Here is an 18,039-nt window from a genome sequence, read left to right on the forward strand (position 1 = left end):
AACTTCGAAAAGCCAAGGCGGGCATGGTAACAGGCGGCGTTTCCGCCCGGCCTTGGCCCGTGCGAGACTTGGCCGATGCCACTGACTATTCACGACCAGCCGCTGCCTTACGTCGCCCACCTGCCCGAGCGCCCCGTCAGCGCCGTCGAGCTGGTGGTGATCCACTGCACCGAGCTGCCGGACCTGGCCACGGCCCGCGAATACGGCGAAAAAACCCTGTACGACAACGGCACCGGCAACAGCGGCCATTACTACATCGACCGCGACGGTGCGGTTTACCGTTACGTCCCAGGCACCCGTGTGGCAAACCACGTGCGCGGCCACAATCCGAACTCGATCGGTATCGAGCTGGTCAACCTGGGCCGCTACCCGCACTGGTGGGACTCACACCACCAGCAGATGACCGAGCCGTACACCGCGGCCCAGATCAGCGCACTGCGTGCCCTGCTGGCCCAATTGCGCCACGATTTCCCGAACCTGCGGCAGATCGCCGGGCATGAGGATCTGGATAGCGCCATGATGCCGGCCAGCGATGATCCCGCGAAGGAAATCCACCGCAAGCTCGATCCCGGTCCCCTGTTCCCTTGGCCTGAGGTGCTGGACTGTAGCGGACTGAAGCGGATCGGCACGCACTAGGCTGCGACCGGCCGCCGCTATAATCGCGCCTTCGCCAACGCAACGAGCCCCCCATGTCGCCAAACCACGTCACCGAACTGGTCGATCTGCTGCAGCTCGAGCGACTGGAGGACAACCTGTTCCGTGGCCAGAGCCGCGACATCGGCACCCGCTTCGTGTTCGGGGGTCAGGTGCTCGGACAAGCCTTGGCGGCGGCGCAGCAAACCGTTGATCCGGAACGCGAAGCGCACTCGCTGCATGCGTATTTCCTGCGCGCCGGCGATATCGATGCACCGATCGTGTACAGCGTGGAGCGCGCCCGCGATGGTGGTACGTTTTCGTCGCGGCGGGTGCTGGCGATCCAGCACGGCCAGCCGATCCTGAATGGCTCGATCTCGTTCCAGGTCCCGGAAGCCGGCGTCGAGCACCAGACCTCGATGCCTGAGGTGCCGGCGCCGGAAGACATCGAGCCGCTGCATCCGCTGCCGCCGAACGAGCTGTCGCGGCTGCCGGTAAAGCTGCAGCGTTGGCTGGGCATCGACGGCCCGTTCGAGTTCCGCCAGGTATGGCCGCGCGACGAACGCCACCCAGCCAAACGACCGCCGATCCAGCACATCTGGTTCAGGCTCACCTCGCCGATCAGTGATTCGGCTATTCTGCATCGTGCGCTACTCGCCTATGCCTCGGACTTCCACCTGATCGGCACCGCCACCCTGCCGCATGGCATTTCCTACCTCACCCACAACGTGCAGATGGCCAGCCTCGACCATGCACTGTGGTTCCACCGCCCGTTCCGCGTCGATGAATGGCTGTTGTATTCGTTTGACAGCCCCACCGCGCAAGGTGGTCGAGGCCTGGCGCGTGGGCAGATCTTCAGTCGCGACGGGCGTCTGGTGGCCTCCACCGCGCAGGAAGGGTTGATCCGCGTCCGCGGCGACTGAGCCGATCGCGTAAACTGCGCACATGCGCCAGATCTATACCTCGCCCCGCCCGGAAAACATCGATCGTGTGGTTGCCCTGATGGCCGAACACGGCATCGAAGCCACCGTGGCCAACCGTTCCAACTACAAGCGCCAGAGCTACCAGCGGTTCAGTTACTCGCAGCAGCAGGACAGCCGTGACAGCTGGGCGCAGGTGTGGATCTCCCGCGCCGACGACTACACCAAGGCACGTGCGCTGCTGCGCGAGATCGGCATCGAGCCGGTGATCCGCCATGGTGACGAACTGGCCGCCGCGCGCAACCCGTCGCCAACCATGCAGCGCGAGCACACCGTGGCCCGCGTGCGGCGCATCGTGCTTCTGCTCGTGCTCGCTGCATTCGCGATGGTGGTGCTGCGCTACCTGCACATCGTCTAGGTACCCGACGCGCCGATGGTGTCGTGCCCACAGGCAGGCATAGAATCAGGCCATGCGCCGCACCGACCAAGTCCGCCTGTTCCAGACGCTGCCCCATGCATGCGGCTACTACGCCGAGCGCACCGCACAGAACCTGGTGCTCGATCCAGCCGCCCCTCATCTTGACCGGCTGTACGGACCGGCGCTTGAGCGCGGCTTCCGTCGCGCCGGCGGCCACCTGTACTTCCCGCATTGCCCGCAATGCCATGCCTGCACGCCATGCCGCATCGACGTGGCGAACTTCAAGCCAGACCGTGCCCAGCGCCGCTGCCTGAAACGCAATATCGACCTCATCGTCAGCGAGTCGATCCCCGGCTACAACCGCGAACGGCACGGCCTTTACGAACGCTACCTGCAGAGCCGTCATGCCGGCGGCGGCATGGACGATGCGGAAGCCAGCGACTTCCGCCGCTTCCTCACTGCGCCATGGAGCCCCACGTTATTCATGGAACTGCGTCAGGGCGAACGCTTGCTGGCCGTGGCGGTCACCGACGTCTGCTTGAACGGCATTTCAGCCGTCTATACGTTCTACGATCCCAGCGAAACGGCGCGCAGCCTCGGCACCTACGCGATCCTGCAGCAGATCGAACTGGCCCGTCGCCGCGGCGCACCATGGCTGTATCTCGGCTTCTGGATCGACGGCCATCCGAAGATGGATTACAAGCGGCGCTTCAGACCGCTGCAGATCCGTACAGCCGATGGCTGGGTGGCGATGTCGTAGCCCGATTTGCCATGCCTTGCATCTGGCGCATGGCTTTAGACCCTTGTCAGTCAGCTGTAACCGTCACCTTGGCCACTGATGGATACGGAAACAGCTTCTCCAGCGGTATCGACAAGCCGTCGTCACCCACCACCCGGCAATGCCTGCGATTGAGCTGGCGCGGCTCACTGACGCCACAGCTGTGCGCGATGATGCCGACTTCCTTCATCACGTTCGTGGCGTAGTGGTAGACGCGCTCGCTCTTGTCCAGCACCACCAGGCCGCGCTGCAGCTTCGGATTCTGCGTGGTGATGCCGGTGGGACAGGTGTTGCGATTGCACTGCAATGACTGGATGCAGCCCAACGCCAGCATGAAGCCGCGCGCGGAATTGACGAAGTCGGCGCCGATCGACAGCGCCCACGCCACGTCGTAGGCGGTGATGCACTTGCCCGAGCAGACCACCTTGATGCGCTCGCGCAGGCCCTTGACGATCAGCATGTCGAGCAGGGCAGGCAACGCCTCGTGCAGCGGCAGGCCGACGCCTTCCATCAGCGTCTGTGGCGCTGCGCCGGTGCCGCCTTCGGAACCGTCGACGATGATGAAATCCGGCGCGCTCTCGATGCCGCGCCGATGGATCTCGTCACACAGTTCGCCGATCCATTCCACGCCACCGAGTACCGCCTTGAAGCCCACCGGCTTGCCGGTGAGCTCTCGGATGTGGCTGATGCTGTCCATCAGTTGCGTGACGTTGCCGATGTCCAGATGGCGATTCGGGCTTTGCGAATCCTCACCCACCGGGATGCCGCGGATCGCGGCGATCTCGGCGGTGACCTTGGCGCCGGGCAGCAAGCCGCCCATGCCCGGCTTGGCGCCCTGCCCCAGTTTGATGCTGACCATCTTGACCTGCTTGTGCGCGCAGATCGCCAGCAGCTTGCCATCGTCAAGCTTGCCGTCCGGCGTGCGCACGCCGTACTTGGCGGTGCCGATCTCGAAGATGATGTCGCAGCCGCCTTCGAGGTGATACGGCGCCAGGCCGCCTTCGCCGGTATCCATCCAGATCCCGGCCTTGGCCGCGCCACGCGACAGCGCACGTACCGCCGGCGCCGACAGCGCGCCGAAGCTCATCGCCGAGATGTTGAAGAACGGCGCATGGCTGTATGGCTCACGCGCATAAGGGCCGATCGTCACCGGTACCGGCTTGACGTGATCCACGCCGAGGTCCGGAAACGGCGCATTGACGAAGAACGGCACGCCCTCGCCACGCAGGTCGCGGCTGGAGCCGAACGCGTTGGTGTTGTCGACGTCCTTGGCCGCGCGGTAGACCCAGGTGCGCTGCGCGCGATTGAACGGCATCTCCTCGCGGTCACTGGAGTACAGGTACTGGCGGAAGAATTCGCCCAGATGCAGGAACCAGTAGCGGAAATGTCCGATCACCGGAAAATTTCGCAGCACTGCGTTGCCGGTCTGGTTGCGGTCGACCACCCAGGTCACCAGCACCACGACCACCGCGAGTGCCAACAGCAGCAGCGCGAATGCCGTGCAGAGCTCCACCACGACGACCAGCCAGTGCGCGAATCCGCTCGATTCCATGCTTGTTCTCCTCTCAATCAGCTGCCGTATCGATCAAGCCTAGCGCATCACCCACGCTTACAACTCGATGCGCAAATGCCCCGCCGCGCGTACCGCCTTGCCTACTGCCGCTTCCAGTGATTCGGCACGCGCCAGTGTCACCGCCATGCGCCGACGACCACTGACGGTCGGCTTGCCGAAGATGCGCAACTGCGTATCCGGCTCGGCCAGCGCCTCGGCCACGCCGTGGTAACGCGGCGCCGCGCCGTCGCCCTTGACCAGCACCGCACACGAGGCTGACGGCCCGTATTGGCGGATCACCGGAATCGGCAGACCGAGGATCGCCCGCGCATGTAGCGCGAACTCGGAGAACTCCTGCGAGATCAGCGTGACCAGGCCGGTGTCGTGCGGGCGCGGACTGACCTCGGAGAAAATCACCGCGTCACCCTTGACGAAGAACTCCACGCCGAACACGCCCCAGCCGCCCAGCGCCCCGGTCACTGCCGCAGCCTGTCGCTGCGCTTCGGCCAGCGCAACTTCACTCATCGGCTGCGGCTGCCACGACTCGCGATAATCGCCGTCCTCCTGGCGATGACCAATCGGCGCGCAGAAGCTGATGCCATTGGTATGCCGCACGGTGAGCATGGTGATCTCGTAATCGAAATCGACGAAGCCCTCGACGATCACGCGTCCCTTGCCGGCACGGCCACCGGACTGTGCGTAGTCCCACGCGTGCTGCAATTCTTCTGCGTCGCACACCACGCTCTGACCCTTGCCGGATGAACTCATCACCGGCTTGATCACGAACGGATAACCGATCGCGGCAACCGCCTCGCGATACTGTGCTTCGTCATCGCAGAAACGGTACCGCGAGGTCGGCAGCTTCAGTTCCTCCGCGGCCAGCCGGCGGATGCCTTCGCGATCCATGGTCAGCCACGCCGCGCGGGCCGTCGGAATCACCCGCTGACCTTCCTTCTCCAGTTCGATCAGGGTCGGCGTGTGGATCGCCTCGATCTCCGGCACCACCAGATCGGGCTTTTCCAGTTCGATCAACGCACGCAGCGCCTTGCCGTCGAGCATGTCGATCACGTGGCTGCGATGGGCAATCTGCATCGCCGGCGCATTGGCGTAGCGATCCACCGCGATCACCTCGACCGCGTAGCGCTGCAACTCGATCGCAACTTCCTTGCCCAACTCGCCTGCGCCGAGCAACAGGACACGCAAGGCATGATCGGAATGCGGCGTACCAAACGGCTTCATCGGGTTCTCCGGAGCGGGCAAAGCGGCATTGTATGCGGCCGAGAGAGCAATCTGAGCGCCCGGTCCGGGTTCAAGGCCAGTTCGGAAGCCGGCAGCAGATCGGCACTTGTATTTGATATCTATTTGATATCTACTTTGTGCATCTCAGGGAGACAACACCATGAACGAACGCAATGGCTTTTCCATCGCCGGCATCCCTTTCATCGGGTTTTGCATCGTGCTGGCCGGCGTCTGCGCAGCACTGATTTTTACCGCCGATCCGGCACAGCCGGCGCTGCATATCTTTGCCGGTACCGCCTTGGGCGTGCTCGAAGTGTTCCTGCTGAAAGGCTTCTTCCAGGTCGCGCCGAATGAAGGCCAGGTACTGCAGCTGTTCGGCAAGTACGCAGGCACTGTGCGTGATGCCGGCTTGCGCTGGACCAATCCGTTCTACGCCAGGCAGCGCCTGTCGCTGCGCGTGCGCAACTTCGAGAGCAGCAAGCTGAAGGTCAACGACAGCGACGGCAACCCGATCGAGATCGCCGCGGTGGTGGTATGGCAGGTGGTGGATACCGCCGAGGCGGTGTTCTGTGTCGACGACTACGAGAACTATGTGCACATCCAGAGCGAATCGGCACTGCGGCAGATGGCGCAGAGCTATCCGTACGACTCGCACGACGACAACATACCGTCGCTGCGCAGCCACGGCGACGTGATCAACACGCATTTGCGCGACGAGATTCAGACCCGTCTCGGCAAGGCTGGTGTGCAGGTCGTCGAAGCGCGCATCAGTCACCTCGCCTATGCCCAGGAAATCGCCCAGGCGATGCTGCAGCGGCAACAGGCCGGCGCCATCATCGCGGCGCGCACGAAGATCGTCGAAGGTGCCGTCAGCATGGTCGAAATGGCGCTCGACCAACTCAGCAAGCGTGGCGTGGTACAGCTCGACGAAGAGCGCAAGGCAGCCATGGTCAGCAACCTGCTGGTGGTACTGTGCGGCGAGCGCGGTACCCAGCCAGTGGTGAACACCGGTACCTTGTACAGCGGCTGAGGAGCACACCATGGGCGCCGCTCTCATCATCATCGCCAGCGCCGCCCGGCACCACAGGCAGCACTGAGCACGCATGGCCGCCGAGAAAAAAGCCTATCCACTGCGCATCAGTGCTGCCGTGCTCGATGCGATGCAGCGCTGGTCCGATGACGAGCTGCGCAGTGTCAACGCGCAGATCGAATACGTGCTGCGCGAGGCACTGCGCAAGAATGGCCGATTGAAACCCGAAAAGGCCGCGCCGCCGGCCGATGACGACAACCACTGATGGTATCCAGGGAGCACCCGATGACTGCGACATGGGAATACAAGGTTGTGACGCTGAAGCACGGTGGTGGTGGTCTCAAGCTCACCCTGACGCCAACGGACGACGAAGCCATCAGCGCGCTCAACCGTGAGGGTGCGCTTGGATGGGAGCTGGTCAACGCCGTCTGCGCCGGCCCGGCACAGCCGACCGTGCTGTACTTCAAGCGACCGCGCTGAGCGACCACCCACAGGAGGAATTTCCATGATGAAACTTGCATACGCCATCTGCATCGCGCTTGGCCTTGGTGTCGGCGTGACGCACGCTGCCGGCACCGACTGCCAAGTTACCTCCAGCAAGATGCTCGACCATCTGGATCAGGGCGACTATGCCGGTGCCACGGCTGATTTCGATGGCACCGTGAAAGCAGCCCTCACCGCCGACAAATTGGCCAAGGTCTGGCAAGCGGTGACGCAACAGTTTGGCGCACGCGGCAAGCGCGAACCGGCGCGTGTCAGCGCAGCGAGTGCCCATGTCGTGGTGGTCACTCCCCTGCATTACGGCCAGAGCGTGATCGATGCGCAGGTAGCGTGTGATGCCGATGGCAAGATTGGCGGTTTCTACATCAAGCCGCATCAATGATCGCGATGTCTCAGGGAACGTTGGCGGCGACGGTCTGCAGCTGCGGCAACTTGAGCTCATTCCGCGTGCCGTCATCGTCGATCACGAACAGGCGGCCATCGCGCTGCGCCAGTACGGCGACATCGCCCACCGCACTGGGGCCAAGTCGTTGCAGCGGTCGCCCATCGGTGGCGTCGTAGAAGGTCAGCTGATTGGCTTGATCATCGGCGACCAACAGCCAGTCGTGACTGGCGTCATGCCAGCGCATCAATGAACCGGAACCCGCTGACGGACGCACCAGACCGAAGCCGTTCAGCACGATCGCCAGCAGCCCCGCCAGCATGCCGGCAGCGGGCAACCATGGATGGATGCGCAGGATCGTGGCGAGGTTCATGCCTGCATGCTCGCGCGGCGGCATGACAGGCGAATGACGAAGGTGCCGGCTTCAATCCCCGCTCGTACGCAGTGACAGACCCAATGCGATCCAGCCGCTGATGAAGGCCATGCCGCCGAACGGGGTGATGATGCCGGTCCAGCGCGGCGCCCCGAGCGCCAGCGCATACAGGCTGCCGCTGAACAATACGATACCGAGCGCGAAGGCAGCCGCCGCGACACGTCCACTGCGGCCACGACCCAGTCCCACCGCGAGTGCCAACGCCAGGGCATGCCAGACGTGATAGTCAACCGCGGTATGCCACAACTCACTGTGCGGCGCATCGAGTACGTCGCGCAAGGCATGCGCGCCGAACGCACCCAGCAGCACCGCGCTGGCTCCGGCTGCACCGATCAACAGGCCGGCGCGGGTACTGACAGGATGTCGCAGCATGCGTGAATTCTCCGGCAGTCAGACCCCGTGTTGCAGCCGCTGTCGTATGCTTGATCGGTTGAAGACTCCGGATTCTCGCATGAAGCCCCGCCATCTACCGCGTGCCGCCCTGCTCTTGCTGCTTGTCGTCAGCCTGCTGTTGGGCGGCTGCCAGCGCAGCGAGCCGCTGCCGCTGCGGCTGACCAATGTCAGTGGCCACATGCCGGATCTCGACTTCAAGCTCATCGACGATCACGGCAAGACGGTTACCGGTGCCGACTATCGCGGCAAGGTGGTGGTGCTGTATTTCGGCTACACGCATTGCCCGGATGTCTGCCCACTGACTCTCGCACATCTGCATGTGGTGATGCAGCGGCTGGGGGCGCTGGCCGATGGTGCGCTCATCCTGTTCGTCAGTGTCGACCCGACCCGCGATACGCCGGATGTGATGCATACCTACGTCAATGCGTTCGACCCGCACGCGGTTGGACTTACCGGCGACCCGCGCATGGTCGAGTCGCTGGTCAAGCGTTACCGTTCGTCATTCACTCGCGAACCGGCCAGCATCGACGGCAACTACGAAGTCAGCCACGGCTCGGCGATCTATCTGTTTGACCGTGACGGCCACGCACGTGCGCTGGCCACACCGGCTGCCTCCCAGGATGACATCGTTCACGACCTGCATCTGCTGCTCGACAACGGAGCCGCGCCATGAAACCACGCAGCTTGTCGTTCCTGCTCGCCGGCCTGCTGCTTGCTGGCGGGGTACATGCCAGCGCGGCCGAACACGTTCATGCCAGCCACGCCTGGATCCGTGTACTGCCGGGCAACCTGCCGGCCGGCGCCTATGTCACTCTCTCCAACGATGGCGGCAAAGCAGTCGCGCTGAGCGGGGCGGACAGCGCGACGTACGGTGACGTGATGCTGCATCAGAGTTCCAGCGAAGGCGGCATGAGCCGCATGATGATGGTCGATTCGCTGAGCGTTCCTGCCCATGGCTCGGCTGTGCTGGCGCCCGCCGGTTATCACTTGATGCTGATGAAGCCGACGCGGCCGGTGAAGCCCGGCGACTTGGTCAGGTTGATCCTCAAATTCACCGATGGCAGCACCCTGCCCACCGATTTCCTCGCACGCCCGGCCAATGCTGTGGATGCGGGTGAGGATCAGGCCGTGCCAGCCACGGACATGAAATCGATGGATCACGCTGCGATGCCGCAGGTGGGCCACTGAGCCAACGTCACTGATCAGTCCGATGCGATCACATCGGCTGCAGCGTGCGCTGCCCGGCGTCGCCGCGGCAGGCTGCGCGGCAATCGCCCATGGCGCGACAAACGCAGCCACTGACGCAGCGCCAACAGTCCACCGATCGACTCGATCAAGGCTGCCGGCACCCAGGTGATCACGCCACCGATCAGTTGTCCGGTCAGCACGTTGAAGGTAAACGCGCGGCCGCAGATCTCGAAGATCGGGTAAAGATCAGCCTTGGAAAACGTGACGATCGCACCGGCAAGGATCTGCGGTGTCATGGTCACTGCCGGCGACAGTACACGCAGACCGGCGGTCATCCGTCCGGGCGGATGCGGTCGATGATCGAGCACCAGCGACCAGTAGGCGAATCCGCTGATCAGCATCGTCCAGTTCATGAAGCGATAGATCCGCCAGTCCAGCATCGCCAGCGTCTGCAATGACGGGATCAGCCAGATCAGCACGAATACCACGAACAGCAGCGTTGCCAGCACCGGGTTCAGGATCAGCCCGCTGATCAGCCGCCACGGCCACGATCGCTGCAACGGCCGCAGCACCCGCAAACGCCACCTCAGCGGCAGGCCGGCACGCAATACCGTCGCCGGATAGGTGGCCACGATCAGCAACGGGGTCAGATGGTGCAACAGCAGTTGCTGGATGCGGTGCATGAAGAACTCATGCTCGGCGTAGTAGTCCAGATAGGTCTGCAGCGACAGGTAGATGATCGCCATGCCGGTCCAGAACGCCAGCTTGCGACCGAAACTCACCGGCAAGCGACGGCTGCCGCGCACGTACAACACGCAGGTCGACAGGAAAATCACGAGGAATATCCACGAAAATTCCCACGGCACCAGCCATTTCAGCAGCGTAGCCATCACGTCAGTGCACCAGCGATCCCATCTGCCCCGGAACCTCGACTTGAGAGCCGTCGGCGACCGCCCAGCATAATGCCGCGCGCGTCGACTGCCTTGCGGCAGATTGCCGCTCGCACGTTCCAGCCGAATTCCGCCATCATCTGCGGCGGCGGCTGAACCGGCTGCGGCGCCAGCCGTAGAGCAGGCCGATCAGTATCACCAGGATCGGCACCAGCACGATATTGATGAACTTCACGCGCAGACCGAGCGCGTCGATCTCGGCATTGAGCTGATGCTGCACTTCGCGCAGTTCCTGGTTGATCGCCAGCTGGCGCTGACGGAACTGCTCGATCTCCTGCCGTTGTTCGGCGGAAACCGCGCTGCCATTGCTGCCCTTGGACGGTTGCAGCTCATCCAGCCGGCGCCGGGTCTCGGCCAGTTCCAGTTCCAGCTCGTGCTCTTTCTGCAGGAATTTCTGGTCGGCCACATTGCGCAACGCCTCCACCCGCGTGAACGGGCGCTGCGAGGTGGAACGGCCGCGGATCGACAGCAGTGCCGAAGAGCCGCTGAGGTTGTCGACCAGATTGGTGAGGAAGTCGCCGTTGTTGGCGAAGGCCTGCATCGTCGTCTGGCCGAGCATCGTCTGCGGCTCCACCCACAGCCGGTCGCTCAGCAGGTCCGTATCGGCAACCAGAATCACCTGGGCATTTGGCGCGGAATGGGCCAGATATCCCGGCCCACCGGCACGCTCGGGAAATGCACTCTTGAAGGTGCCACGCAGTCGCGCTGCCAGCACATAGTGCGCGTTGTCCGGCTGATAACCCTGCAACAGCGAGCCAGGGTCACTGCTCGCGTCCAGCACCCGTTGCGTGGGCACTATCTCCGCCTCGGCCGTGCTCTGCAGCAACGGTATCAGTCGGGTATGCGCATCCGCGGCAAGATCGAAATAGCCGGCGCTGGACACATTGATGCGCTGCAGGCTGGCGGTGATGGCATCGTCGCGGTTCAACTCCTGCGCGCCGAGATCCAGCATCGCCGGATGGTTGAGGCTGCTGCCGGCCAGTTCGATCTGCAACGCGCGGGAACGATCGAGCACCACCTTGCGCGGGTCGTAAAGCACGCCCCAGGCCGCGAACAGGCGCGGGACATCCGAGCTGTGGTCGGAAACCGTCGGGCTTTCGGCAGCGTACGGCGTGACGTCAAGTTCCGCATCCGGATCGACGAAGACCGCCAGATGGCCACCACGCAGTACGTACTGGTCGATCGCATATTGCGCATCGGGAGGCAACTGCTTGGGATGGATCAGCAGCAGCGCCTTGATGCCATCGTCGACATGTTTCAACGTCGCCGCATCCAGCATCTTCATGTCGAACAGCTGATCGAGCTGCTGCATCGCCGCCCACGCAGGTTGGCCGAGCGCAGGATTGCCCGCGATCGGCAGCGAACTGATCACGCCGATCGGCGGCTTGCTGACCTGGTTCAGTTCGTACAGCAACTTGGCGATGTCGTATTCGAGAAACGCCTCGCGTGCCGGATCGAAGAACGGGATCGCCAGCGTCTTCTCGGCCGTCTCGCCGTCAGCACTGACGGCCATGGCGCTGCCGGCCAGCCCGAAGAACACCCGCTCGCCGTTGCTGCCGCCATTGGCGGCGGTCAGGCCACCGCCTTCGGCGCTGGCCTCATCGTCGGAATACGGCACCGGATCGATCACCTGCAGCCGGATGCGGCCGTGCGAGCGCGCAACCATCTCCTGCAGCATCTCGTTCACCCGCTGCTCGTAACTGCGCAGCTGCGGCAGGTCACGGGTGGCATGCTCGGAGAAATACAGGGTCAGCCGCAACGGCCGTTGCAGCGTATCGACGATCTGCAGCGTGCCGGGCGTCAGCGTGTAGAGCTTGTCGGTGGTGAGGTCGACCCGCGACGCATGCAGCCAGCGGCTGCTGGCCACGATCAGCGGCACGAAGACGAGAACCAGCAGCATCAGCCCGGCATACAACGCGCCGCGCCGGGTCAGTTGCAGCGGGATGGAAAACACGCCAGGCAAGTGCAGACGAGGCATCGGTCAGCGCGTCCGTTTCAGATCGAGCAGCAACACGCCGGCAAGCAACCAGCCAAGCGTGCTGAGCAGGAAATACAGCAAGTCGCGCACGTCCAGCACGCCGCGCGAGATTGCCTCGAAATGCCGCAGCATGGACAAGTGCGCCACACCATTGACCAGCTTGCGTGGCAGCGCGCCCTGGAAGAAATCCAGCACCTGCGGGTGTCCGGCCAGGATCAGCAGCACGCAGACCAGCGCAGTCAAAATGAAGGCGACCACCTGGCTGCGCGTCAGTGCCGACAAGCAGGCGCCAATCGCGATGAAGGTGCCGGCCATCAGCCAGCTGCCGAGATAGCCGGCCAGGATCACGCCGTTGTCCGGCGAGCCCAGATAGTTGACCGTGATCCAGATCGGAAACGTCAGCACCAGCGCCAGCCCGATGAACAGCCATGCCGCCAGGAACTTGCCCAGCATCGCCTGCCACAGCGTGATCGGCAGCGTCAGCAACAGCTCGAGCGTGCCGCCCCTGGTTTCCTCGGCCCACATGCGCATGGTGAGTGCCGGCACCAGGATCAGATACAGCCATGGATGCATCATGAAAAACGGCTGCAGGTCGGCCTGCCCGCGTTCGTAGAAATCGCCGGCATAGAAGGTAAGGATGCCGGCGAGCACCAGGAAGATCACCAGGAATACATAGGCCACCGGCGTCACGAAATAGCTGCGCAGTTCACGCCGCATGACTGCGCTCTGCGGACTCATGCACGTTCTCCCGACATCACGTGGTGCTGGCCGTTGCCGTCGGTGGTGATCTGCCGGAATACTTCGTCCAGTCGGCCACGCTCGAGCTGGATCTCCGATACCTCAAGCCCCTGTTGCCGCAGCAGCTGCTCGACTGGTTCGAGGATGCGCTCGCCCGGCTTCGGGAACACCGTGATGCGGCCGTCCAGCGGATCGACCTCGATCGCCGCCACCTGCGGCAGCCGACCCAGCATCTCCTGCGACATGCCACTGCCCGGCGCGCTGAACGACACCGCACCGTGGTAGCGCGAACGCTGCTCCAGTTCGGCCGGGGTGGCATCCGCCATCAGCTTGCCGCGGGCAATGATCACCACGCGGTTGCACAGCGCATGCACTTCTTCCAGCAGGTGGGTGGAAATCAGGATCGTGCGTTCGCGCGCCATCACGTCGATCAACTGGCGCACTGCATGCTTCTGGTTCGGATCAAGACCGTCGGTGGGCTCGTCCAGCATCAGCACCGGTGGATCGTGCAGGATCGCCTGGGCCAGTCCCACGCGCCGGCGCAAACCCTTCGACAAGGTGTCGATGCACAGCCCCAGTACCTCCTCCAGCTGCAGCCGGTGCACCACTTCGTCGAAGCGCCGGAAGCCGACATCTGGCCGGAAGCCGCGCATGCGGACGATGAACTGCAGGAACTCCCGCACGGTCAGCTCACCATAGCTCGGCGCACCTTCGGGCAGGTAACCCAGCGCACGCTTGGCCTGCAGCGGCTCGCGCAGCACGTCGTACCCGCAGACCCGTGCCGTACCCGAGGTAGGTACCAGAAACCCGGCAATCATGCGCATCGCGGTGGACTTGCCGGCACCATTGGGGCCCAGCAGACCAAGCACCTGGCCCGGCTCGACGCGCATGCTCAGCGCATCCACCGCAGTCAGGTTGCCATAGCATCGGGTGAGCTGGTCAGTTTCGATCATGTTCGGTAGGAAACCGTGGCTAAACGCGTCGCCGGGCGCTGACAAGTTCAGCCAGCGGCGCGCAGGTCGTCCGGCAATGTACCGCAAGACATCCTTGAAGTTCGGCCATGACCGCAACCGATAAAGAAAAGGCCCTTCCGTGGCGGAAGGGCCCTTCGATGCTGCAACCAGACGACTTCAGCTTAGTGGGCTGCGCTGGCTGCCGCGGCCGGTGCGGCAGCCGTGCCGGCCGGAGCCGGTGCGGTACTGGAAGCGGCCGGTGCGTCCGTATCCGGCGACGGCGGCTGAATTCCTGCCTCCTGCTCCGGCGTCTGCGCCGGTGCATTGGTGATCGGCAGCAATACGTTGTACTTGGCATAACGGGTGATGCTGCCGCTGGCGTCCTTTTGCGCCGGCGTGACCACGATGTCATAGACCGGGCTGACCACCTCGTCGAAGGTATAGCCATGGGTCTGCGCGTAGGCCTTGAGCATCTCGCGAGTCTGCGGGACGCCCGCGAACGTGCCGTTCCACACACCCTTCAGCACAGCACCGCCAAACGCCAGCGTGGCGCGCACATCGTTGTCCACCACCAGGCGACCGAAGCGATCGCGGCTGCCCGCTGCGAGCGGGGCACTGCTGGCAGCACCGGCACTGCTGCCGGCTTCAGCCGGAGCCGCGGATGCGTCCAGTGACGGAGTGGTCGGCACGGTCAGCTGCACGCTCTGGCCGTTGACGGTCAGCGTGCTGGAGTCGATTGGCAAGCCCACGTCGAAGTTGAAGGTCTGATCACCGTAATTGGTGATGAACAGGATCGCCGTGCCGGTTACGTTCACACCCAGTTTCTTGGCTGCAGCCTGCAGTTGCGTCGAGACCTTGGTGACCTCGTCCTCCACCGCGTCCTGACCGTCCTTGCGCTGGGTTGAAGTGGACACCAGCAGCATCGGCGTCGGCTGGGTCTGCGCGATGTACGGAATCAGCTGGCTGTAGTCGACGTTGGCCACACCGGCCAGCACATTCTGCAGGTTGTTCAGGCTGAACTGGACGAACGCATCGGGGTCGCCGTGGATATACATGCTGGAGAACCGGTTGATCAGGTTCCAGCCGTAGGCCACGTCATAGGACCAGGTGACTTGAGTCAGCTGTCCACGACTGCCCTGGCGCTCCAGGTCCAGCGTGAAATGCTTGTCGAAACCGCGCCAATCGTTGTCCAGGTTCCAGACGATGCTGGCATTCTTGGTGTTGGAGTCGATCTTGTCGAAATCCGGCGTGGCACTGGCCACGGTCAATCCGCCGTTGCCCACCTTGGGATCGCTGCTGGTCCAGCTGATCTCGGCACCCGGGCCAAAAGCCTTGCCGGAAAAGTTGAACTGCGCATTGCGATCGTAGTTGCGCAGTACCGCGTATTCCGGCAACCGGCGGAAATTGTCGAGCATGTCGTAGACCTGGCGCATGTCCTTGCCGATCACCAGCTGGCGTTCCACATGACCACTGCCGGGCATGACCACGGCCGCCACCACACCGATCACCGCAACGATGACCAGTGCAACAAGAAATTCAAGGACACGCATCATTCCAGAGTTCTCCGAGCGTCTCTTACGCCATACCTAAAGATGTCGCCCCAGCGCCACGCGCGCCTGCCCGAAAGGTCGTTCCGAGGGCCGTGACAGGGGGTCGGCAAACGCCGAAGCTACGGATGTTACTTGCTCGCGGGCTGGAACGCCATCTGCCGCTGCAAGCGAGTCTGGAAGGCCAAAAAAGCAAGGCAAAACATGATGCCGCAAGCCACTCGAGGCCTGCCACCGACTCTATCGTCACACCGCAATGACACCGCACTCACGGAGCAGCCTCCGACCTGGTCAGCCTTAGACGATGCCCATCTCCAGCGCCTTCAGCACGGCACGGGTGCGGTCGCGTACGCCCAGCTTGGAAAGGATGTTGGAAACGTGGTTTTTCACCGTTCCCTCGGCCACCTTCAGCGAGTTGGCGATTTCCTTGTTGCTGTATCCGCCGGACAGCAGCCGCAAGATCTCGGTTTCGCGCTCGGTCAGCGGATCGGGCTGTTCCAGGCTGGTGAAATGGTTCTGCATCCGCGACACACCCGCCATCAGCCGCTGGGTGACCATCGGGGCCACCAGCGAGCCGCCGCCGGCAACCGTACGCACCGCCTCCACCAATTGTTCCAGCGAGACATCCTTCAGCAGATAGCCGCGTGCGCCTGCCTTGAGACCCTGCAGCACCAGCTGGTCATCGTCGAAGGTGGTGAGAATGATGGTAGGCGGCAACTCGTTGCGCGCCGAGAGTGCCTGCAGCACTTCCAGTCCGCTCATGTTCGGCATGCGCAGATCCAGCAGCACCACATCGGGCTTGATCCGCGGAATGTCCAGCACCGCCTGGGCGCCATCGGCACATTCGGCGACCACACGGATATCTTCGGCCAGATCAAGCAGCGAGCGAACTCCCTGGCGCACCAGATTCTGGTCGTCGACGAGACAAACGGAGATCATCGCGCATCCTCGGAGAAACGTGATTCAAGGGGTGACCCGGAAACCGGCTAACCAGCAAAAACACATTCTGCCATGCCCGGGTGAGCCATCAACATTAATTACGACACATTCAGTGCAGGTGGCTCAAACCGGGACGGTGCATGTGCCAGTGCGGTTTGTTCGCCCAGCGGCAGGCGCACGGTCAGCGCAAACCCCTGGCCCATCGCGGTGTCAAGCGTCAGGCTGCCACCGAATTCGGCCAGCCGCTCGCGCATCCCGGACAGGCCATTGCCTGGCTCGACCTGGTCGGCACCGCGGCCATCGTCACGTGCATGCAGACCCAGCAGACTCGCATCGGCATAGGCGAAATTGAGCCACAGATTGCGCGCACCGGCATGTCTGGCGGTATTGGTGATGATTTCCTGCGCGCAGCGCAGCAACACCTGCGCACGGCGTGGATCCTCCACGCTGAAACGCGACGGCATGGTGACATGTACATGCAGTCCCGGCACGCCCTCGGTGAGGCTGCGCAAGGCCTGGGTCAGGTCGATAGCATCGTCCTGGCGCAACTCGCTGACCACCTCGCGCACGTCGGCCAGCAGTTGCCGGGCGGTACTCTGCGCCTTGCCTACATGAGCACCGGCAGCCTCGTTGGTGAGATGGCTGGCCACTTCCAGATTCAGGCTCAGCGCGGTCAGATGATGGCCGATCAGGTCATGCAGGTCGCGCGCGATGCGCATGCGTTCCGCGATGCGGCTGGACTCGGCCAGCAAGGCGCGGGTGGCGCGCAGTTCGGAGTTGAGCCGGCGCTGCGCCTCACGCTCTTCGGTCTGCTGGCTGGCCACGGCCGAGGCCACGAACACCAGCACGGCTATGCCCAGGTAAAGGCTGGCCTGCAGGAAACTCAACGTGAAGCTATGGTCATATTCTGGAAAGGTAGCGAAGATCGGCACCAGGATCAGCTGCTGCAGCACCAGCCAGAACACCGCGAGCCAGAACGGCAGCAGCCAGGGCAACGCCACCGAGGCGACCACCATCAGCATGGCCGACAGCCCGCTGTGGCTGTACCAGCCTACCGCCATGGCCGCCACCGTCATCAAGGCCAATCCGAGCAACTTCAGGCCCGGGTAACGCCGTGAGCCGAGATTGCTGGTCAGCAGCCAGTACATCAAGCCGAAGACCAGATAGCAAAGCGTCCACAGCAGTAGCGCGAAATTCGGACGATGCAGCTGGTTGAGGCGATCGGTAGCCCAATTGGTGATCAGCGGCGTCCCCACCGACAGATAGGTGAAGAAGCCCGCATAGCGGAGCAAACGGATGTGATTGAAAAATGGCCAGCGCATGGCTGGCATCATTGGGCGTACGTGATTTTCGCGCAATGCGCGAGAAGTCATGCGTACTGCGCCGGCGAATCCGTGCTACCGACGTTTTACAAAGCCTTTACATGTGCCCTTGCGAGATGTGCCGGCTCCAGTCGCATGTCATAAT

21 protein-coding genes are annotated in these 18,039 nt (G+C 63.4%); 10 read left to right on the forward strand and 11 right to left on the reverse strand.

The genetic code is table 11. From position 1 onward, the window contains the following. Nucleotides 1-75 precede the first annotated feature (75 nt). From B0E51_RS09650 to B0E51_RS09665, 4 genes are read left to right on the forward strand one after another with little or no spacing between them, the layout of a single operon-like run. Nucleotides 76-636, forward strand: coding sequence for an N-acetylmuramoyl-L-alanine amidase (locus tag B0E51_RS09650; RefSeq protein ID WP_077444661.1), 561 nt, complete (start codon nucleotides 76-78; stop codon nucleotides 634-636). Between the two features lie 53 nt (nucleotides 637-689). Beyond that, a complete protein-coding gene (locus B0E51_RS09655; RefSeq protein ID WP_077444662.1) occupies nucleotides 690-1,556 on the forward strand; it encodes an acyl-CoA thioesterase II in 867 nt (288 codons plus the stop codon). A gap of 22 nt (nucleotides 1,557-1,578) precedes the next feature. Then, nucleotides 1,579-1,971 (forward strand): DUF2007 domain-containing protein, encoded by a 393-nt coding sequence (locus B0E51_RS09660; RefSeq protein ID WP_077444663.1) that lies wholly within the window; start codon nucleotides 1,579-1,581, stop codon nucleotides 1,969-1,971. Between the two features lie 52 nt (nucleotides 1,972-2,023). Then, a complete protein-coding gene (locus tag B0E51_RS09665) occupies nucleotides 2,024-2,731 on the forward strand; it encodes an arginyltransferase (RefSeq protein ID WP_077444664.1) in 708 nt (235 codons plus the stop codon). A gap of 46 nt (nucleotides 2,732-2,777) precedes the next feature. Here B0E51_RS09665 and B0E51_RS09670 read toward each other — a convergent pair whose 3' ends face one another. Beyond that, on the reverse strand, nucleotides 2,778-4,301 hold the full coding sequence (locus B0E51_RS09670) for an FMN-binding glutamate synthase family protein (RefSeq protein WP_077444665.1): 1,524 nt from the start codon (nucleotides 4,299-4,301) through the stop codon (nucleotides 2,778-2,780). A gap of 57 nt (nucleotides 4,302-4,358) precedes the next feature. Further along, on the reverse strand, nucleotides 4,359-5,540 hold the full coding sequence (purT, locus tag B0E51_RS09675; RefSeq protein ID WP_077444666.1) for a formate-dependent phosphoribosylglycinamide formyltransferase: 1,182 nt from the start codon (nucleotides 5,538-5,540) through the stop codon (nucleotides 4,359-4,361). Nucleotides 5,541-5,700: 160 nt separating this feature from the next. Between purT and B0E51_RS09680 the strand changes: the two genes are divergently transcribed. The 4 genes from B0E51_RS09680 to B0E51_RS09695 all read left to right on the forward strand — a co-directional run bounded on the left by B0E51_RS09680 (nucleotide 5,701) and on the right by B0E51_RS09695 (nucleotide 7,453). Continuing rightward, nucleotides 5,701-6,570, forward strand: a complete 870-nt coding sequence (locus tag B0E51_RS09680; RefSeq protein ID WP_077444667.1) for an SPFH domain-containing protein — start codon at nucleotides 5,701-5,703, stop codon at nucleotides 6,568-6,570. 73 nt (nucleotides 6,571-6,643) lie between these two features. After that, the gene (locus tag B0E51_RS09685) at nucleotides 6,644-6,835 is read left to right on the forward strand and encodes an Arc family DNA binding domain-containing protein (RefSeq protein WP_077444668.1); all 192 of its coding nucleotides are present in this window, start codon (nucleotides 6,644-6,646) and stop codon (nucleotides 6,833-6,835) included. Nucleotides 6,836-6,855: 20 nt separating this feature from the next. Continuing rightward, on the forward strand, nucleotides 6,856-7,050 hold the full coding sequence (locus tag B0E51_RS09690) for a DUF4177 domain-containing protein (protein ID WP_143525864.1): 195 nt from the start codon (nucleotides 6,856-6,858) through the stop codon (nucleotides 7,048-7,050). A 25-nt stretch (nucleotides 7,051-7,075) separates the two neighbouring features. Further along, the gene (locus B0E51_RS09695; RefSeq protein ID WP_077444670.1) at nucleotides 7,076-7,453 is read left to right on the forward strand and encodes a DUF3887 domain-containing protein; all 378 of its coding nucleotides are present in this window, start codon (nucleotides 7,076-7,078) and stop codon (nucleotides 7,451-7,453) included. Between the two features lie 10 nt (nucleotides 7,454-7,463). On the opposite strand, the gene B0E51_RS09700 is transcribed toward B0E51_RS09695, so the two are convergent. Both B0E51_RS09700 and B0E51_RS09705 read right to left on the reverse strand, forming a co-directional pair. Continuing rightward, nucleotides 7,464-7,826: a hypothetical protein gene (locus B0E51_RS09700; protein WP_143525865.1), complete on the reverse strand. Its 363-nt coding sequence runs from the start codon at nucleotides 7,824-7,826 to the stop codon at nucleotides 7,464-7,466. A 51-nt stretch (nucleotides 7,827-7,877) separates the two neighbouring features. Then, nucleotides 7,878-8,258 (reverse strand): DUF423 domain-containing protein, encoded by a 381-nt coding sequence (locus tag B0E51_RS09705; RefSeq protein WP_174570625.1) that lies wholly within the window; start codon nucleotides 8,256-8,258, stop codon nucleotides 7,878-7,880. Between the two features lie 79 nt (nucleotides 8,259-8,337). On the opposite strand from B0E51_RS09705, the gene B0E51_RS09710 reads away from it, so the two are divergent. After that, nucleotides 8,338-8,952 (forward strand): SCO family protein, encoded by a 615-nt coding sequence (locus B0E51_RS09710; RefSeq protein ID WP_077444672.1) that lies wholly within the window; start codon nucleotides 8,338-8,340, stop codon nucleotides 8,950-8,952. Next, complete coding sequence (locus B0E51_RS09715) at nucleotides 8,949-9,467, forward strand: copper chaperone PCu(A)C (RefSeq protein WP_077444673.1); 519 nt, start codon at nucleotides 8,949-8,951, stop codon at nucleotides 9,465-9,467. Before B0E51_RS09710 ends, B0E51_RS09715 begins: the two co-directional genes overlap by 4 nt. A 14-nt stretch (nucleotides 9,468-9,481) precedes the next feature. Here B0E51_RS09715 and B0E51_RS09720 read toward each other — a convergent pair whose 3' ends face one another. The 7 genes from B0E51_RS09720 to B0E51_RS09750 form a co-directional block, all read right to left on the reverse strand. Beyond that, the gene (locus B0E51_RS09720; RefSeq protein ID WP_077444674.1) at nucleotides 9,482-10,360 is read right to left on the reverse strand and encodes a cytochrome c oxidase assembly protein; all 879 of its coding nucleotides are present in this window, start codon (nucleotides 10,358-10,360) and stop codon (nucleotides 9,482-9,484) included. A 133-nt stretch (nucleotides 10,361-10,493) separates the two neighbouring features. Next, entirely contained in the window at nucleotides 10,494-12,395 is a 1,902-nt protein-coding gene (locus B0E51_RS09725) for a Gldg family protein (protein WP_077444675.1), read from the reverse strand. Between the two features lie 3 nt (nucleotides 12,396-12,398). Further along, nucleotides 12,399-13,133: an ABC transporter permease subunit gene (locus B0E51_RS09730; protein ID WP_077444676.1), complete on the reverse strand. Its 735-nt coding sequence runs from the start codon at nucleotides 13,131-13,133 to the stop codon at nucleotides 12,399-12,401. Next, nucleotides 13,130-14,086 carry an ABC transporter ATP-binding protein gene (locus tag B0E51_RS09735; protein ID WP_077444677.1) on the reverse strand — a complete coding sequence of 319 codons (957 nt, stop codon included), beginning with the start codon at nucleotides 14,084-14,086 and terminating at the stop codon, nucleotides 13,130-13,132. Before B0E51_RS09735 ends, B0E51_RS09730 begins: the two co-directional genes overlap by 4 nt. Nucleotides 14,087-14,268: 182 nt before the next feature. Continuing rightward, complete coding sequence (locus tag B0E51_RS09740; protein WP_077444678.1) at nucleotides 14,269-15,639, reverse strand: polyketide cyclase; 1,371 nt, start codon at nucleotides 15,637-15,639, stop codon at nucleotides 14,269-14,271. 291 nt (nucleotides 15,640-15,930) lie between these two features. Next, nucleotides 15,931-16,572 (reverse strand): response regulator transcription factor, encoded by a 642-nt coding sequence (locus B0E51_RS09745; RefSeq protein ID WP_077444679.1) that lies wholly within the window; start codon nucleotides 16,570-16,572, stop codon nucleotides 15,931-15,933. Between the two features lie 98 nt (nucleotides 16,573-16,670). After that, entirely contained in the window at nucleotides 16,671-17,894 is a 1,224-nt protein-coding gene (locus B0E51_RS09750; protein WP_077444747.1) for a sensor histidine kinase, read from the reverse strand. Nucleotides 17,895-18,039: the final 145 nt, after the last annotated feature.

The sequence above is a fragment of the Rhodanobacter sp. C05 genome (assembly GCF_002001165.1).
GTDB lineage: Bacteria > Pseudomonadota > Gammaproteobacteria > Xanthomonadales > Rhodanobacteraceae > Rhodanobacter.

Bases quoted from the DNA above. Each gene is read 5' to 3' on its own strand.
- B0E51_RS09685 (WP_077444668.1), top strand. From the start codon at position 6,644: ATGGCCGCCGAGAAAAAAGCCTATCCACTGCGCATCAGTGCTGCCGTG.
- B0E51_RS09730 (WP_077444676.1), bottom strand. From the start codon at position 13,133: ATGAGTCCGCAGAGCGCAGTCATGCGGCGTGAACTGCGCAGCTATTTC.
- B0E51_RS09655 (WP_077444662.1), top strand. From the start codon at position 690: ATGTCGCCAAACCACGTCACCGAACTGGTCGATCTGCTGCAGCTCGAG.
- B0E51_RS09665 (WP_077444664.1), top strand. From the start codon at position 2,024: ATGCGCCGCACCGACCAAGTCCGCCTGTTCCAGACGCTGCCCCATGCA.
- B0E51_RS09725 (WP_077444675.1), bottom strand. From the start codon at position 12,395: ATGCCTCGTCTGCACTTGCCTGGCGTGTTTTCCATCCCGCTGCAACTG.
- B0E51_RS09710 (WP_077444672.1), top strand. From the start codon at position 8,338: ATGAAGCCCCGCCATCTACCGCGTGCCGCCCTGCTCTTGCTGCTTGTC.
- B0E51_RS09660 (WP_077444663.1), top strand. From the start codon at position 1,579: ATGCGCCAGATCTATACCTCGCCCCGCCCGGAAAACATCGATCGTGTG.
- B0E51_RS09740 (WP_077444678.1), bottom strand. From the start codon at position 15,639: ATGATGCGTGTCCTTGAATTTCTTGTTGCACTGGTCATCGTTGCGGTG.
- B0E51_RS09750 (WP_077444747.1), bottom strand. From the start codon at position 17,894: ATGCGCTGGCCATTTTTCAATCACATCCGTTTGCTCCGCTATGCGGGC.
- B0E51_RS09690 (WP_143525864.1), top strand. From the start codon at position 6,856: ATGACTGCGACATGGGAATACAAGGTTGTGACGCTGAAGCACGGTGGT.
- purT (WP_077444666.1), bottom strand. From the start codon at position 5,540: ATGAAGCCGTTTGGTACGCCGCATTCCGATCATGCCTTGCGTGTCCTG.
- B0E51_RS09705 (WP_174570625.1), bottom strand. From the start codon at position 8,258: ATGCTGCGACATCCTGTCAGTACCCGCGCCGGCCTGTTGATCGGTGCA.
- B0E51_RS09735 (WP_077444677.1), bottom strand. From the start codon at position 14,086: ATGATCGAAACTGACCAGCTCACCCGATGCTATGGCAACCTGACTGCG.
- B0E51_RS09695 (WP_077444670.1), top strand. From the start codon at position 7,076: ATGATGAAACTTGCATACGCCATCTGCATCGCGCTTGGCCTTGGTGTC.
- B0E51_RS09700 (WP_143525865.1), bottom strand. From the start codon at position 7,826: ATGAACCTCGCCACGATCCTGCGCATCCATCCATGGTTGCCCGCTGCC.
- B0E51_RS09650 (WP_077444661.1), top strand. From the start codon at position 76: ATGCCACTGACTATTCACGACCAGCCGCTGCCTTACGTCGCCCACCTG.
- B0E51_RS09670 (WP_077444665.1), bottom strand. From the start codon at position 4,301: ATGGAATCGAGCGGATTCGCGCACTGGCTGGTCGTCGTGGTGGAGCTC.
- B0E51_RS09745 (WP_077444679.1), bottom strand. From the start codon at position 16,572: ATGATCTCCGTTTGTCTCGTCGACGACCAGAATCTGGTGCGCCAGGGA.
- B0E51_RS09680 (WP_077444667.1), top strand. From the start codon at position 5,701: ATGAACGAACGCAATGGCTTTTCCATCGCCGGCATCCCTTTCATCGGG.
- B0E51_RS09715 (WP_077444673.1), top strand. From the start codon at position 8,949: ATGAAACCACGCAGCTTGTCGTTCCTGCTCGCCGGCCTGCTGCTTGCT.